14 protein-coding genes are annotated in these 16,594 nt (G+C 37.2%); 13 read left to right on the top strand and 1 reads right to left on the bottom strand.

Translation table 11 applies throughout. The annotated features are described in order from the left end of the window. Nucleotides 1-435: 435 nt before the first annotated feature. Complete coding sequence (locus A6755_RS21965) at nt 436-645, bottom strand: hypothetical protein (protein WP_063591951.1); 210 nt, start codon at nt 643-645, stop codon at nt 436-438. 665 nt (nt 646-1,310) lie between these two features. On the opposite strand from A6755_RS21965, the gene A6755_RS21960 reads away from it, so the two are divergent. From A6755_RS21960 to A6755_RS21900, 13 genes are all read left to right on the top strand, one after another. Beyond that, nucleotides 1,311-1,673, top strand: a complete 363-nt coding sequence (locus A6755_RS21960; RefSeq protein WP_063591950.1) for a group I truncated hemoglobin — start codon at nt 1,311-1,313, stop codon at nt 1,671-1,673. A gap of 283 nt (nt 1,674-1,956) precedes the next feature. Beyond that, a complete protein-coding gene (locus tag A6755_RS21955; RefSeq protein ID WP_048689664.1) occupies nt 1,957-2,628 on the top strand; it encodes a GntR family transcriptional regulator in 672 nt (223 codons plus the stop codon). 485 nt (nt 2,629-3,113) lie between these two features. Further along, nucleotides 3,114-4,580 (top strand): 4-hydroxyphenylacetate 3-hydroxylase family protein, encoded by a 1,467-nt coding sequence (locus tag A6755_RS21950; RefSeq protein ID WP_063591949.1) that lies wholly within the window; start codon nt 3,114-3,116, stop codon nt 4,578-4,580. A gap of 28 nt (nt 4,581-4,608) precedes the next feature. Then, a complete protein-coding gene (locus tag A6755_RS21945; protein WP_063591948.1) occupies nt 4,609-5,400 on the top strand; it encodes a carbon-nitrogen family hydrolase in 792 nt (263 codons plus the stop codon). Further along, nucleotides 5,397-6,074, top strand: a complete 678-nt coding sequence (locus A6755_RS21940) for a DUF2848 family protein (RefSeq protein WP_244889706.1) — start codon at nt 5,397-5,399, stop codon at nt 6,072-6,074. Before A6755_RS21945 ends, A6755_RS21940 begins: the two co-directional genes overlap by 4 nt. A 1-nt stretch (nt 6,075) precedes the next feature. Next, entirely contained in the window at nt 6,076-6,792 is a 717-nt protein-coding gene (locus A6755_RS26805; protein WP_063591947.1) for a cupin domain-containing protein, read from the top strand. Between the two features lie 501 nt (nt 6,793-7,293). Further along, nucleotides 7,294-8,115: an FAD synthetase family protein gene (locus A6755_RS21930; protein WP_063591946.1), complete on the top strand. Its 822-nt coding sequence runs from the start codon at nt 7,294-7,296 to the stop codon at nt 8,113-8,115. Further along, entirely contained in the window at nt 8,115-8,576 is a 462-nt protein-coding gene (locus A6755_RS21925; RefSeq protein WP_063592658.1) for a flavin reductase family protein, read from the top strand. The genes A6755_RS21930 and A6755_RS21925 overlap by 1 nt, the downstream gene beginning before the upstream one ends. A gap of 91 nt (nt 8,577-8,667) precedes the next feature. Continuing rightward, entirely contained in the window at nt 8,668-9,441 is a 774-nt protein-coding gene (locus A6755_RS21920) for an IclR family transcriptional regulator (RefSeq protein WP_063591945.1), read from the top strand. Between the two features lie 363 nt (nt 9,442-9,804). Further along, the gene (locus A6755_RS21915; protein WP_063591944.1) at nt 9,805-11,118 is read left to right on the top strand and encodes an MFS transporter; all 1,314 of its coding nucleotides are present in this window, start codon (nt 9,805-9,807) and stop codon (nt 11,116-11,118) included. A gap of 268 nt (nt 11,119-11,386) precedes the next feature. Next, the gene (locus A6755_RS21910; RefSeq protein WP_063591943.1) at nt 11,387-12,670 is read left to right on the top strand and encodes an MFS transporter; all 1,284 of its coding nucleotides are present in this window, start codon (nt 11,387-11,389) and stop codon (nt 12,668-12,670) included. A gap of 101 nt (nt 12,671-12,771) precedes the next feature. Then, a complete protein-coding gene (locus A6755_RS21905) occupies nt 12,772-14,502 on the top strand; it encodes an amidohydrolase (protein ID WP_063591942.1) in 1,731 nt (576 codons plus the stop codon). Nucleotides 14,503-15,221: 719 nt separating this feature from the next. Next, nucleotides 15,222-16,577 (top strand): APC family permease, encoded by a 1,356-nt coding sequence (locus A6755_RS21900; protein ID WP_063591941.1) that lies wholly within the window; start codon nt 15,222-15,224, stop codon nt 16,575-16,577. The last annotated feature ends 17 nt before the right edge of the window (nt 16,578-16,594 follow it).

The following is a 16,594-nucleotide window of genomic DNA, read 5'->3' as shown; positions in this document are numbered from 1 at the left end:
GATTTTAGCTAATTAAAAAGCTATTCGGAGCTGCTACTGATCATTCGTTTCAAACTTCAGCAAGTTATAAAACATACTCATTTAAATATACAAGATTTTAGATTAATAAAACAACAAATTATAGTATTTAACCTAGCGTACCATTAAGATCATTCGCATTATACTAAAACTTAAAACACAGGAAAAACCCCAACCTTAAAAACTGGTCGGGTTTCTATTTGGTTCATGGATTCTAGTTGGAATAGAAAGAGGGATTTATAGGGAAGGGAAACAAATGGTACAGTAATAATGCTGGTCAAATTGCCGGCAGCGGTAATGATGTAAATAATAAAGCTGGAAAGAAAAAGTGGATTAGGATTAATGGGCTCCCTTAAAGAGTATAATCCTAATCCACCGCTAAGGTGAATTTAGTGCATGTCCTTTCCGGAAGCACCACTATCCGTTATATTTTCTTTCGATTTTCCTGAACTCATCTGATAGTTCAAATAACGTGTGTAAGACGGCTGTTTGAATATATAGATTCATATAATTATCATTGCTTTTCTTTTGAAAAGATAAATCATGTTTTTCATTGATTTTCCGAGTTATACATTCATTAATTTCGCTCCACATTTCTTTCGTTCCTACTTTAAGTTTAGTCTCCATAATCTCCCACTCCTTTTTTATTAGTTTATCCAATCTATTACATTCTTATACTTATTTTTTGGCCAAACTGGTAACTTTTTTATCTTAAAATTAATGTCTTCAGTTTTTTTGGGTATCCTTCTTTTTGAGTGTAAAATCGAAAAATAGGAGAAGGCATTACCCATTAGTGGTTATTTAATTGCTGAAAAAATATTGTCGGCTAACTTGTTTCAAAGTTAAAACAAAGCTGATTGGTACGGATGGCGGACCGCCCGCGGAAAGCGAGTGCCTGGAGGCAACGTTCAAATTGTACATTCTCTAAGAGGGGGGCAGGGTGTCACTATCGCATTCCTTCTTTTAATTGAGCCATATTCTTGAGTGATGTATTGTACAAATGACAGGAGTTTGGAATAATTACATAATGATATTAAAGAACATGTAAACCTTTATCGAATTCATGAGCAGATTTTCAACGAAAACCATTCGAGTAATCTGGCTTTTTTCATACCTAGCAGCAAGTGAGTCCAAATTCCATCTTCTAATCCAATTCCAGTAATTTTACGCCTTAAGGGGACAGGTTAGTTGCAAGGGTGCTAGAGCAAAAGGAGATATTATTGAAAGATAAGGAATAAAATCAAGTTTTCTACAAAGAATACTTCTATTAATTACAAATTAGGAGTGTGGATATGGAACAAACACTTTATGAAAAAGTTGGCGGAGAAGAAGCGATAGCAAAAGTTGTGGACTATTTTTACTCCGAATTGGTTCTTAAAGATGAGACAGTTAATCATTTTTTTGAAAAAACGGATATGGAAAAGCAACGGAGTCATCAGACAAAATTTATTAGTTTTGCATTAGGCGGCCCAAAACAATATTCTGGACAATCCATGGCAAAGGCGCACCAAGGATTGAATCTGCAACCAGACCATTTCAATGCCATTGTCAAACATCTTAACGATGCACTTGCTCACTTTGGAGTGAATGAAGCTGACATAGATACAGCTTTGACTAAAGTTGCTTCACTAAAAGATGATATTTTGTATAAATGAATATCGATCCATCCCCCATTATCTGGGGTTTTTTTTATTTGTTTTTTTATCCTTTTGTTACATCTTTTGACTTTAAAGAGAATGATTTTTAAATGAAATTGCGTTTTAAGAAAATTACAAAGACAATGACCGTTTTGTAAAATTCAGAAAAATGGAAAATATATTATTGACTTATGTCTGGAGTGTTATGTATTATGTATACATAACACATATGAGGATTTAGCCAATCATATAGATTCAAGTTGTTCATAAAGTAAAGACTTATCAAAAAGGACGGATTAATATGGCAGGAATTCATTTAAAACCAATCGAAAAGGAAAGAACAACACAAGATAAAGTTTATAATCAAATAAAAAAAGCCATTTTATTTGGTGGTATTACCAGTGATGAAATATTTACAGAAGTTCAATTAGCGGAAAGGTTAGATACTTCAAGAACTCCGGTAAGGGCAGCTATTCAAGATTTGGTGAAGGAAGGATTACTTGTTTCCATTCCAAGGAAGGGTTTAACTGTAAGAAAGATTACTCCAGAGGAACAGGATGAAATCTTTTTACTAAGAAGTGCTATTGAAGTTGAATCAGTGAAAAAACTAACAAAAGAAATTACATCACCTGAACAACTGAGGCTGCTTAAATTAATTCTGAAGCAGCAAGAAGAAGCATTGCAAAATGATGATGCTATTAGTTTTATTAAGCTAGACCATGAGTTTCATCTCTCGTTGACAAGACTGGCAAACTTCACCATAATAGAGCAAGTTTTGAACAATCTTCATAACCTTACTCAGCTAATGGGGTTAAAAGCAGTCAGTAAACTTGGGAGAATGAAAAATGTTTTAATGGAACATACTCAGATTATCCAGGCTTTAGAGGAGAAAAATCCCGAACTAGCTTCACAGGCGATTTTAAACCATTTGGAAAAAACAAAAGAAACATTGATTATGGTTGATAATTCTTGATTTTCCATCAAATGATTGAAGGGAGGGATTGCTCCCAGTAAAAGGTAGTTTACTATATTTATAGGGACAAAAATTAACGGTTTTGAATAAACTTGCCTATGAAATGGAAGATTTACAGCAAGGTCAAACCAATTCTCACGTTTAGAGCAAAAACCTTGGAGAAATCCTTCCAATTCTTTTTCCTGGGTTTTTGCTTAGATAGTAAGCCATGGTGTTGAAAGAACCGTCTATAGTTCATTGTAAATGAAAGCGTTTACCAGTCGTTGATGTTCATAGGTAAAGAGTAGAGAATATTTAAGGGATAAACATTAAATTCACTTTGACTTTACCAACCATAATTACATGATAGGAATTGGCAAAGCCTTTAATGTATACACAATACATAATACATCACACAAAATACAATTAAGGTTCGCCATTAAGCTGTTAAATCGTTTCTTGTTTTTAAAACATGTACTTATTCAAACATATAGGAGGAATCAGGTATGGTTAGAACAGGTAAAGAATATTTACAGACATTGAAAGATGATAGGGCAATCTACATAAATGGGGAACGAGTACAGGATGTGACGACCCACCCAGCTTTTACAGGGATTACCCAAACCATTGCAGGCTTATACGACCTAGCATGGGATGAATCTCAGAATATGACATACAAAACTGAGGACGGTACGCTAGCAAATAAAATTTATATGATTCCAAGGAGTCGGGAAGAACTTGAAGAGAGAAGATTGGCGATTTCTAAATGGTCTGAAGCAACTTGTGGATTTGTCGGAAGAAGCCCTGATCACGTTGCCAGCTTTTTGGCTGCTTTTGCCAGTTCACCCGAAGTGTTTGATCGTGGAGGAGAAGGTTATGGAAATAATGTTTTGAATTTCTATAAACATGTGCGAGATCAAGATCTATATGTAACATACGTTATTATTCCGCCACAAATTGATCGAAGTAAAGCAGCTCATGAGCAGGAAGATAAATTTCTCCCAGTTGGAGTGTACGAAGAAAGGGAGGATGGAATTATTGTTCGAGGTTCTCAAATGCTCGGTACTGCATCAGCCGTATCCGATTACTTATTCGTAAGTTGCCTTACACCACTCAGACCTGGTGATGAAGATTATGCTTTGTCTTTTGTCCTGCCGATTCATGCAAAAGGATTAAAATTTTATGCGAGGCCTGGTTATGCTGAAAAATCACCAAGCACATTTGATTACCCATTGTCCTCCCGTTTTGATGAAAGTGATTCATTAGTTGTTTTTGACGATGTATTTATTCCTTGGCAAGATATTTTTGTTTACAAAAATATTGACATCGTGAGAGCTCAGTTCCATGAAACACCAGCTCACGTATTAGGCAATAATCAAGCGCAAATTAGATTTAGCAATAAATTGAAATTTTTGATTGGTGCTGCCCGAAAAGTTTCTGCTATGAATGGAATTGATAAAATCCCATCAGTCCAAGAGAAGTTAGGGGAACTCGCTTCTATTGCTGCTTCTGTAGAAGGTAATCTTTTAGCTTCGGAATATAATTGTATCATCGACAAAAACGGTGTGGCACGACCAAATCCACGTTTTCTTTATGGTGTAGTCGGTCAACAGGAAACTATCTATGCTTCCACTATTAAAATTTTACGGGAGTTATGCGGTGGAGGCGTTTTACAATTACCATCCTCATATAAAGAGCTCATCAATCCTGAAACGAAAGATGATATGTATCAATATATACGTTCTACGGGAGTTGGGGCTGAGGAGAAAATTAAACTATTTAAGTTAGTATGGGATATCATTGGTTCAGAATTCGGTGGCAGGCATCAACAGTATGAAATGTTCTATAATGGTGCACCTTTCGTCACGAAAGGCTTTTCATTTAGAAATTACGGCTATGATGAGCCGGTTCAAATGGTGGATAAATTTTTAGGAAGCTATTCACTTCCCACTCAAGTGGAAGAACTAATATAAAAAATATAAATGATAGGGTGGTGCAGAAATGAAAATAGCGTCGATACAATTGGAGATTAAAGATAGTGAGTCTAAATCTGCTCGCATAGATCGTGTGGAGTCAATGATTGATGGATTAAAAGGACAAGATTTAATAGTTTTACCAGAAACGTGGGCAACGGGGTACTTTTCTTTTGATCGCTATATAGACGAATCAGAAGAATTGAATGGCGATTTTGTCCAACGTTTCTCCGCAAAGGCCAAAGAAGTTAAGTCATATATATTTGCAGGTAGTTTTATAGAAAAAAATAATGGAAAGTACTACAACACAAGTGTTCTATTTTCTCCGGATGGGACACTAATAGGAACCTATCGAAAAATGCATTTATTTCGTTATGGTTCAAAAGAAGGTCAAATATTGACGAGAGGAAATGAAACATCTGTAGTCGATACAGAATTCGGGAAAGTTGGCTTATCAACTTGTTATGATTTGCGATTTCCTGAATTGTACCGTGCAGAAGTGGATTTAGGAGCAGAGTTACTTCTTGTTACATCTGCTTGGCCGCATAGAAGACTGGAGCATTGGAAATTATTCAATTCAGTTCGGGCATTGGAAAACCAGTGTTTCTTGATTTCGAGTAATTGTGTTGGAAATACTAATGACGTCCTTTTAGCTGGTCATAGTCAAGTGGTTGACCCATGGGGGATTGTTGTGGCTGCTGGAGGAGATGAAGAAACTATTATTAAAACAGAGATTGATCCAGCTCAGGTTGCTAAAATTCGTGATGTATTTCCTAATTTGAAGCACCGGGTATTAGATAGGCAGGAGGAATTCAGTTGATAAATATTAATGTTTGTGGAAGAAATATTGTCGCAGACCCTAAACGATTGCTTATTGCCGGCTATACGGGAAAAGACCAGGAATCTGTAAAAAAACATATTGATGAATTGAAGGAGATCGGCGTTCCGGCTCCTCCACAAGTTCCGATGATTTACGATCTTTCAACAAATCTCATTACGACAAATAACTCAATTTCAGTTATCCAAGAAAGCAGCAGCGGAGAAGCAGAAGTGGTCATCATGAAAATTGAAGGGAAATGGTATTTAGGACTAGGCAGTGACCACACGGATCGCGGGCTTGAAAAAGTGTCTATTCAGAAATCCAAACAAGTATGCAGCAAACCTATTTCAACACAATTTTGGGACTTGGATGACGTAAAAGATCGATGGGATGACATTGAAATGAGAAGCTGGATGATCGTCGATGGGGTGAAAAACGAGTACCAAGCAGGCAAGCTAGGAGAATTCTTGCATCCTGAAGAATTGCTCAAAATTATCGAAGAACGTGGCTATGATAGTGAGGATATGATTGTGTTTTGCGGAACATTACCGATTATAAATGGTGAATTCATTTATGGGGAAGCATTTTCAGCAGAATTATATGATCGTTTAACAGATAACAAAATTCAATTGAATTATCAGGTTCATATTTTAGTGGATGCGGAGGTAGTTTGAAATGGAAAAATCAAAAATGAAAATTGATAGAAAACCAGAGTTGGAATTTGTTGAGTATAAAACCTTTGAGGCCGTTCCTTCAAAAACTGTAGAAGGTGCATCTCAACGGATTATTGCGCAGATTCCAGATACTAATGTAGCAACTCGTATCCTTGAACTGGAAGCAGGTACTGATACATCGCCTGATGGCGTGCAAGTCCATGACTTTTGGGAAGAATTATATATTATTGAAGGATCCTTAATCGATTTACGTCTAAATGAGGAATTTACAGCAGGAATGGTTGCATGCCGTCCTCCAGGGATGGAGCATGGTCCATGGAAATCACCTAATGGCTGCAGGATTTTCGAAGTTCGCTATTATGCAGATCAGAAAAAAGAAGAACATGAATTTGTCGATCATACCACTTTTGAAGCGCAGCCTTTTAGTAAAGTTAAGAGCCTTTCTGAAAGAATCATTGCTTCTGACCCTACTACAGGGGTCGCTACAAGAATTCTTCATAACGGTCCAGGGACAGATACATCTCCTAATGGCGTGCAAGTCCATGATTTTTGGGAAGAATTATATATTATTGAAGGATCTTTAATCGATTTGCGTCTAAATGAGGAATTTACAGCAGGAATGGTTGCTTGCCGCCCTCCCGGTATGGAACATGGACCGTGGAAATCACCAGATGGCTGTAAGATTTTCGAGGTCCGCTATTACTCCACGCAACAATAAAGAGGTATGTACCGGACTTCTGCATTCCTATAGCAATATGGCAATCCATCAAATGGCTTCTCGTGACATCAAACAACGAGGAGCCTTTTATCTCTGATATATTCTTCCACAGGGACCACGTGCTGAATGCTCAAATTGATAATTGGGTATCACAGGAAGCAGGTATGTGAATGTTCTGTGTCATGGATTATGTATACATAATTCATTACACAGAAACCTTTAATCGGTAAAAAATGAGTGCACATACAAGATTATTGGAAAGTTGTTGATTCCGCATGAATGGGTAATACCCGTCCACCGGGCACGAAACTTGGTCCTTGGTTAGCAAACGGATGCAAGGTTTTTGAAGTCCAGTATTCCATTAAATAAAATCGACAACACCATTTTTTCCCCTTTGACAAAATTTTATTAACTTAATGACGGAGAAGGTGAAGCAAGTTGGAAGTTTACCATTTAACACATCCACTAAAGGGATCCCTATATCCAAGGGAGCCTCATGTAATGGCATTAGGTTTTTTTGACGGTGTTCATTTAGGGCATCAATCTCTGTTAATGCAAACCAAGAAAATAGCTGAAAAGAACAATCTTAAATTCACGGCGATGACCTTCGATCCACATCCAAATGAAGTAATCAAATTGGAGAAAGATTGGAGATATATAACTCCCCTGGCTTTAAAGATTGAAAGAATGGCTGCCATTGGAGTGGATAAACTTTTTGTCATAAAGTTTAATTCATCATTTGCTTCCCTTTTGCCATCTGATTTTATTAAACAATATGTTCTAGGTCTTCAAGCTAAACACTTAGTTGTGGGATTTGACTTTACCTTTGGTAAAAAAGCTCAAGGGACTGCTGATTATTTGCAAAAAATGAGTGAAAATAACCCTTTTGATGTAACCGTGATTTCAAAACAGGTACATAATGGCGAAAAAATAAGTTCAACCATAATCAGGAAAATAGTAAGGGACGGAGATGTCCACCTTGTTCCTTACTATATGGGACATCATTTTGAAATTAAAGGGGTCGTTAATGGTTCAAATAGACATAAACACGATAAAAAGAAAAATATGGAGTTCCATACCGAAAATAAGTATATCCTGCCAGCGCCAGGTGTATATCGTGTAGAAATCAAAACCTGGAATAAAACTTGTCAGGGGTTATTTATAAGATATGGATCCAGCAGGAAAAATGATGAAATTAGCGGTCAAGTTATAGAAATGCTGAAGGGAGGTGTTGCGGAAGGAGTGACGGTTAAATTTTTAAAACAGATACCTTTTGAGTCAAAGTATCAGTGCAGTACAAATTTTAAGGAGGTTATAAAATGATGGATGATAGAAATTTTAGAAATGCGATGGGGAAATTTGCTACAGGAGTAACAGTGATCACGACACTTTTAGAAAATGAAGCACACGGTATGACGGCGAATGCATTTATGTCAGTTTCCCTTAACCCAAGGTTGGTTATCATATCCATAGGCGAAAATGCTAAAATGCTAGATAAAATTAATGAATCTGGTAAATTTGCTGTAAATATATTGTCAGAAGCCCAAAAAGAGTTATCCATGCATTTTGCAGGGCAGATTAAAGATAATCGCCAGATTGAATTTGGCTGGATAAATGAACTTCCAGTAATAAAAAATGCTTTAGCAAACATCGTCTGTAAGGTCCATAGTAAACAAATAGCTGGGGACCATACACTCTTTATTGGAGAAGTAACTGAACTCGACATTAGTGAAGGGGCACCACTAACCTTCTATGAAGGGAAATACGGCAAAATACTCAGCTAAACTTATGGCAGGATTATTGTTTAAGTTTAATAGTTAAAGTTGTGTGAGCTTTCTAAAAAGGGCTTTTGTTGTGGTTAAGGAGGGGAAACTCATGCAAAGCAAAAATAAGACAGTCGTCAGATCAATGGATATCCTTACTCTTTTCTTAACGCATTCAAAGCTAGGTCTTAATGAAATCGTACAGTTTTCAGGGATACCGAAAACATCTGTTTTTCGAATGGTGATGTCACTTGAAGAGATGGGTCTTCTCGATAAAGATAGAGGTGGAAAATACTCACTTGGGCTGTTATTTCTTCAGTTTGGCCATTTAGTAGCTGAACGGTCCGATATTCGAGAAGTAGCTCTGCCGATTATGCAAAAATTTCATGATAAGGTAGGGGAAGCCGTTAATCTCATCGTACTTGATGGGAATGAGGCAATCTGCATCGAAAAACTGGATACAAAACAGCGGGTAAGGCTTAATACGGCAATTGGCCGGAGAATGCCGCTATATGCCGGAGCGTGTTCACGTGTCATTCTCGCTTTTCAGCCGAAGTATGAACAGGAACAATATTTAGAGCAAACCGAACTGAAGTCGATCGCATCTGGAACGATTACAGTTAAAGAGAGACTTCGTATTCTTCTAGAAGAGACTCGAAAAACGGGATTTACGGTCAGTCACTCGGAACTTGAAAATTATATATCTGCGGTAGCCGCTCCTATTTTTGATCATAAAGGTTATATCATAGCGGGCATTAGTGTTGAAGGTCTAGAGGTGAACTACGAAAAGGGGTTGTTGCCTCCATTGGTTAAAAAGGTTAAGTGTGCAGCACTCGAGATTTCACGGAAATTTGGATATACCGATAAACATCTTTGCTTAGGCTGATATATCAATATGTCCACGGTTGAGAACAAATGGCGATTGTCTTTAAACTTTTTCACCAGAACGACTTTTATCTTTATTGACTGTATTTCTATAATGTATTGTGTATACACAATACATTATACATAATACATATTGAATTAAAAGCTCATTTACTCATGTTCAAGATGATTACGGGTGGAAAAGCAATACGAGAGGTAAGAGTCAGACTCTCTTTATCGGGGGAGTAGTTCGTTATTAATGATGTTGCACCTTTTACCTTCTATTAAAGAAAATGTGGAAGAATTATCGGAAGGCCATCTTGATAATTCTTCAACATCTAAGAAACCACATCCAGAAATATAACTAATTCGGAGGTGTGTTAAATTGAGTGGGAAAAAGAAACTGGACAAGAAATCAAAAAAGATATTATTTGCGAGTTTACTTGGCAGTACCATTGAATTTTATGATTTCTTTCTTTATGGAACCGTTGCTGCACTTGTGTTTAATAAACTGTATTTTCCTAATGATGATCCATTTGTAAGTTTATTGCTTGCTTATGCATCTTTTGGCATCACTTTTTTTATACGACCTCTTGGAGGGCTTGTATTTAGTCATTTGGGAGACAAGTTTGGCAGGAAAAATACTCTCGTGCTTTCACTTTTATTAATGGGCGTTTCTACCGTCTGTATTGGACTCCTTCCAACATATAGCATGATAGGGCTTTGGGCACCAATCCTCCTTGTTTTCTTTCGTCTCGTTCAAGGTATCGGGCTTGGCGGAGAATGGGGAGGAGCAATACTCCTAGCGGTTGAATCTGCGCCTAAAGAAAGACGTGGCTTTTTTGGAAGCTTTCCTGCAATGGGTATCCCTCTTGGGATGTTACTTGGGACATTTTCCATTTCATTAATGAGTTTACTTCCAGAATCACAATTTCTATCATGGGGATGGAGAGTGCCATTTGTCTTAAGTGCGATTTTGGTTGTTATTGGTATTTGGATACGAAAAGGGATTGAGGAAACCTCGGCATTCAAAGAAGAGAAAGAAAAAGGAAACGTCGTAAAAATTCCTCTCTTTGAGACACTGCGATATCATTGGAGAGCGGTATTGATTTCTTTAGGTGCAAAATGTGTTGAAGTGGGCCCATTCTATTTGTTTTCCACATTTTTCATCTCCTATGCTACGGAAACACAGGGTTTTTCAAGGACTACAGCTTTAAATGTAGTTACGGTGGCAACAATCGTTACAGCAATTTGCATGCCATTTATGGGAATGTTGTCTGATAAAATTGGCCGTAAACGTGTTTTTCTTATTGGGACAATCGGGATAACTCTTTTTGCCTTTCCATACTTTTATTTGTTTTCCTTACAATCCACTCCTTGGTTATATGTTATTTCAATAGTAGGATTAGGAATTCTATGGCCTCCAATTGCGGCGACTATCGGGACAATGTTTACTGAAATGTTCAGTACGAATGTTGGTTATACAGGAATAACACTTGGTTATCAAACAGGCTCTGCATTATTTGGTGGAACTGCTCCAATGATTGCGACTATATTAGTCGGCGCTTACAATAATTCTTGGATTCCGCTAGCATTATTTTTAGTATTTCTTTGTATCGCCTCTCTTATTTCAGTATTATTTGTCCGAAATAGTCAAAATAACAGTATTCCTCTCTCTGAAAGTAGAACAATCGACTAAAAGGATTCAGAAAATCCAATAGGTGGGTAATGGTTTGTTTTCTACTGGGAGATCGTTGGTGAAGAAAAATCGAATCAAACGTTTGATTTCATCTTTAAAATAGTAACGTTTTCACAGTTGATGAAGATTAAAGTTGGGCGGTAGCTGTTGCTGGTAGGGGTGAAGAGATGCTTTACGTTGGTGAAAACTTTGAGTATGAAATTGAAATCTGAAGTTAAGCAAAAAAATAAATATCATGATTCTATTATCCATAAAGGGGAGGGAGATTTTGAAAAAGAAGCCAACAAAGGTTAGATGGGGACTTGCACTGTTTTTCTTCATCATCGGTGTAATCGCTTACATGGATAGGTCAAATATTTCTATAATAGCAAAGCCTATGATGGATGATTTAGGATTGGATAAAGTTCAGTTTGGTATGCTTGCATCATTATTCTCATTAGGTTACGCGTTAGTTCAAATTCCAGCTGGAATTTTGGCGGAAAAATTCGGGCCAAGGAAAATGATTGCATTTTCCCTTATTTGGTGGTCAGTATTTACAGGTCTTACAGGTTTAGTGAAATCTCACAGTCTTTTGTATGTAGTGAGATTCTTATTTGGAATAGGTGAAGGACCAATGTTTCCATCTAACGCCGTATTTAATACAAACTGGTTTAGAAAAGATGAAAAAGCTAGAGCTTCTAGTGCCTTATTGGCAGGTTCATATTTTGGACCAGTTATAGCCCCTATCGTTACGGTTTATATCTATCAATACTTTGGCTGGCAAGCTGTATTTTACATTTTTGGTATTTTAGGAATAATGATTGCAGCTGTATGGTACGTTATTGCCAGGGACTATCCTGAAATTCACAAATTAGTTAATGAACAAGAAAAAGAATATATACTTGAAAACAGAGAAATTGTTGAAACTGCTAAAGTAAGGGCACCTTGGAGTAATTTTCTGAAAAACTCTCAATTTTGGGCGTTAGGAGTGCAGTATTTTGTTGTTTTATATATTATTACTTTCTTTTTAGTTTGGTTACCTACTTATCTATTGGAAGATAGGGGATTCTCATTAAGTAAAATGGGATTTGCTGCAAGCCTACCATGGTTGGCAATTCTGATAACTGTAATGTCTGGTGGTATTCTTTCAGACTACTTAGTGCATAAAGGATTTTCAAAACAAATATCTAGATCCTCTTTAGCAATATCAGGCTTATTAGTATTTATTATTTCAATGTACCTGGCTGTTATGACAGTATCACCATATATGAATGTTTTGTGGTTATCATTATGCTTGGGCTCACTCGGATTCACAGTAGTGTGTTCTTGGGCCGCAGCTACAGACTTAGGGAGAAACTTTTCTGGATCAGTTTCAGGTTGGATGAACTTATGGGGGAATTTAGGAGCATTTGTATCACCGTTATTATGTGGGTGGTCAGCAGAAAACTTTGGTTGGAATATCACTTTAGGAGTAACGGTAATCCCTGTGTTTATTGCAGCTATAATGTGGGTGTTTGTGAAACCAGATACCTCTTTACTAAATACAACTGAGCAATTACCAATGAATTTTTAGTATTTCAAGTGGATTAAATAGTTCAATATCAAATTTTTTTTAGTTCCTATAGAAATTTGATTACTAGGGTGAAAAAATCAATCGAAAGGGGTTTGATTACGATGAAGAAAAAATATTTCTTCCTTTTTTTTATAGCTTTGCTTTTTAGTTCGGTATTTACCGGGTGTTCGTTGGAAAAGAAAAGTTCGAATAATGTGACTGGGAAGGTAACTTCGAATCAAACGGCTGATTTGATTTTTAAAAACGGTGAAGTTTACACAGTTGATAAAGATCGAAGTTGGGAGAAAGCAGTTGCGGTTAAGAATGGCAAGATTCTTTACGTTGGTGATAACAAGGGAGTTGCAGCCTTCAAAGGGAACGATACCAGAGTGATTGATCTAAAGGGGAAAATGGTCATGCCTGGGTTTACCGACAGTCATAACCATGCGTACCTAATGGCAGAAAGCCTTTTTTGGCTAAGTCTCAATCCTTATTCCACAGTGGAAAAACGCCAACAGGCCATCAAGGATTACTTAAAAGAGCATCCCAATATAAAGCAATTACGTGGAGTAGGCTGGGATGACATCAAACGAGATAGCAAATCCAGAGGGCTGGCTCCTAAAGAATTGCTTGACCAAGTTGTCCCTGATATACCTGCTGTCTTTATATCAAACGGCCATCACAGTATATTAGTCAACTCAAAGGCTCTTGAGATTGCAGGGATAGACAAAAACACCCCTGATCCGCAAGGCGGGACTATTGAACGTGATCCTAAAACAGGAGAGCCGACAGGAATTTTAAACGAATTTTCCGCCGAAAACCTTGTAATTAACGTTCTTCCCCAACCGGACTATACGGTAAAGCAGTATAAAAAGACGCTTTTAACTTGGCAGAAAACAGCTGCAGAGGATGGAGTTACCTCAGTATTCGTGCCTGTTCACTACCCAACGGAAAGTTTGCTTAAAGCATTTAAAGAGCTTGATAATGCGGGTAAATTGACCGTGAGATACGATTTAGGGTTATGGGCTGATGAAAACAAAGGGACAAAGCAAATCGGGGGATTAAAAGAACTCCGTGACAAATATCAAGGAAAGTCGTACAAGATAGATACAATTAAAATATTTGCTGATGGTGTCGGAGAAAATAAACTAGTTTGGGATCAAAATGTATTAGAGAAGACCGTGGCAGCTTTGGATAAAGAAGGTTTTCGCGTCTATATCCATGCAATTGGCAATCAGGGGTTTTACCCATCTCATAATGCTTTAGACGCTTTTGAATATGCGGCTAAATTAAATGGAAAAAGGGATTCGCGTCATGTAATCACCCATTTAGACTGGGTAAAGGAAGATGATGTTGCCCGGTTTAAGGACTTAGGAGTAATACCTGCTCCTCAACCTTCCTGGTTTGGTAAGGACTGGTATACCAATGTAAGAGGTGAGGGGTTGAAGGAACTTAATCATATGGGTAGCTATTTTGAAGCCGGAATACCGGTTGCTTCATCGAGTGATTTCCCTTCAACAGATACTTTTAAAAGAGATATGTATCCCCTTACAGGATTAGAAGTAGGGATAACGAGATTGGATCCAGACAAAACCACAGAAGACGGTCTAAATAAAGTAGTGTGGCCTAAGGAAAAAGCTTCTCTCGAAGATATGATTACTAGCTATACAATCAACGGAGCTCATTTGATTTTCCAAGAGGATGAAAGAGGTTCTATAGAGGCGGGCAAGAAAGCGGACTTGATCGTTTTAGACAAAAATCTCTTTCAGATTCCAGTAACGTCAATTGGTGAAGCGAAGGTCTTGATGACTTTTTTCGAGGGGAAGGAAGTATTCCGTCATCCTAATTATTAATTCATCCTATATAAAGATTGAACAATTCGAAGAAGATAGGGAAATTGTCAACCATGTGTTGCCCGTTCACTACAGGTACATTTGGATACCTTGGTCCGTTTTGAAAAACTGGAAGCAGACAAAAGGATTGTCAAGCTCATTAAAAGGTTTAACAGTTACTTGGCAAGCATAAAAAAGATGGGTTGATATCCAAGGATGCGTATAACACCCTTAAAACTTGTAATGATCCTTTAATTAATAAGTGGCAAAAAGATTGCAAGAAAGACCTGGGTTACCAAGTTGATGTCGAATAATGTAGTTTCAAGGGGAGGGATGTTCGTAGTCCCTTTTCTTATACTCATAAATAAATAAATAAATGAATTTTGAGGGCTTTTTCTATATGACACAGTAGTAATAAGCATTAATCGCATCTTAAACAATCGCGGGATTTGCGTGTCATATCAGATACAATTTAACGATGACCCCATTACGGCACGTAGCTTATTTCGAACCTTATTCGTATGAACCAGAATACACGGTGAGACATCTACGTAGCTAATGACTATTATGCAATCATAATTAATTGATGCAATATTGCATAAAACTAGTAATCCATTAAATAGTCCGTATATTTTAATTATTGGGAATATACCGATAATTAAACCGTTAAATAATCAATCTCCGCTTGGTATGGTATTTGCATATAAATTAATTAATCACGAATAAGGGTGGAGTGATACATGGAGAATGCAAAATTAAGACGTTCGTTAACAGTATTTCCCTTAGTGCTATTTGGATTGGCTTATATGGCACCTACAACAGTTTTTTCAACTTATGGGGTTGTTGCGGAAATAACGAAAGGGATGGTGCCGGCTGCTTATATCATAGCTTTGGTAGGTATGTTGTTTACAGCCTATAGTTATGGTCAAATGGTCAAAGCCTACCCTGTTGCCGGTTCTGCTTATACATTTACTCAAAAGGCCCTTAATCCTCACCTTGGATTCTTAGTGGGATGGGTCATCCTATTGGACTATTTATTTTTGCCAATGATCAATGGATTATTGATCGCCATTTACTTAAACGCGTATTTTCCATCCGTTCCCTTTTCCGTCTGGTTAATTGTCTTTGTCATTTTAATCACCGCTGTAAATATAATTGGAGTGAAAATAGCAACAAAAATAAATCTATTATTAGTTGCCTTTCAATTCTTAATAATCGTTATATTTACATTCCTCTCGATTAAAGGGTTACTGAACGGAATGGGTTCAGGAACATTATTCATGGGTTCTCCATTCGTGAATGGCGATATACCGCTATCTTTAGTATTGGCAGGATCTTCCATTTTATGTTTATCTTTTTTAGGATTTGACGCTGTAACCACATTTTCGGAGGAGACCATTAATCCGAAAAAAATGATACCAAAGGCCATTTTCCTCGTCGCATTAATAGGAGGAGGTCTGTTTGTCGCCATCTCATACATCAGTCACCTTGTTTACCCGAATTTCCAAGCCTTTAAAGATCCAGATTCCGCTTCCTTGGAAATTGCCATGTACATCGGGGGTCATTTATTTCAATCTATTTTTCTAGCAGGATACATTACCGGGGGGCTGGCTTCCGGTTTATCAGCTCATGCAAGTGTTTCGCGGCTTTTGTATGCGATGGGGAGAGATGGAGTTCTTCCAAAGAAAATATTTGGTCATATTCATCCGAAATTTCAAACTCCAACATACAACATCATCTTAGTGGGTATTTTTGCTTTATCTGCTTTATTTGTTGATTTAGTGACAGCCTCATCCTTTATTAACTTTGGGGCGCTTGTTGCATTTACTTTTGTCAATCTTTCGGTTATCTCCCATTATTTTATTAGAGAAAAACAGCGAAAAGGAATTAATGCACTTAAATATCTAATACTTCCAATGATTGGTACGAGTTTCACAATTTGGTTATGGACCAGTCTTGATTCAAAGGCACTTTTACTCGGACTAGGATGGTTCGGAATTGGTGTCATCATGCTGCTTTCAAATACGAAAATGTTTAGTAAGCGGCCGCCAGAGCTTTCCATTGATAGTGCGATTGAAAAAGAAATTAAAGCATAAAAGCTTTATGCATCAAG

This window comes from Peribacillus frigoritolerans, assembly GCF_001636405.1.
Taxonomy (GTDB): domain Bacteria; phylum Bacillota; class Bacilli; order Bacillales; family DSM-1321; genus Peribacillus; species Peribacillus frigoritolerans.
This window is presented reverse-complemented; position numbering and strand designations above follow the sequence as displayed.

Bases quoted from the DNA above. Each gene is read 5' to 3' on its own strand.
- A6755_RS21965 (WP_063591951.1), bottom strand. From the start codon at position 645: ATGGAGACTAAACTTAAAGTAGGAACGAAAGAAATGTGGAGCGAAATT.
- A6755_RS21955 (WP_048689664.1), top strand. From the start codon at position 1,957: ATGGCAGGAATTCATTTAAAACCAATCGAAAAGGAAAGAACAACACAA.
- A6755_RS26805 (WP_063591947.1), top strand. From the start codon at position 6,076: ATGGAAAAATCAAAAATGAAAATTGATAGAAAACCAGAGTTGGAATTT.
- A6755_RS21945 (WP_063591948.1), top strand. From the start codon at position 4,609: ATGAAAATAGCGTCGATACAATTGGAGATTAAAGATAGTGAGTCTAAA.
- A6755_RS21920 (WP_063591945.1), top strand. From the start codon at position 8,668: ATGCAAAGCAAAAATAAGACAGTCGTCAGATCAATGGATATCCTTACT.
- A6755_RS21960 (WP_063591950.1), top strand. From the start codon at position 1,311: ATGGAACAAACACTTTATGAAAAAGTTGGCGGAGAAGAAGCGATAGCA.
- A6755_RS21925 (WP_063592658.1), top strand. From the start codon at position 8,115: ATGGATGATAGAAATTTTAGAAATGCGATGGGGAAATTTGCTACAGGA.
- A6755_RS21930 (WP_063591946.1), top strand. From the start codon at position 7,294: ATGGCATTAGGTTTTTTTGACGGTGTTCATTTAGGGCATCAATCTCTG.
- A6755_RS21905 (WP_063591942.1), top strand. From the start codon at position 12,772: ATGAAGAAAAAATATTTCTTCCTTTTTTTTATAGCTTTGCTTTTTAGT.
- A6755_RS21900 (WP_063591941.1), top strand. From the start codon at position 15,222: ATGGAGAATGCAAAATTAAGACGTTCGTTAACAGTATTTCCCTTAGTG.
- A6755_RS21950 (WP_063591949.1), top strand. From the start codon at position 3,114: ATGGTTAGAACAGGTAAAGAATATTTACAGACATTGAAAGATGATAGG.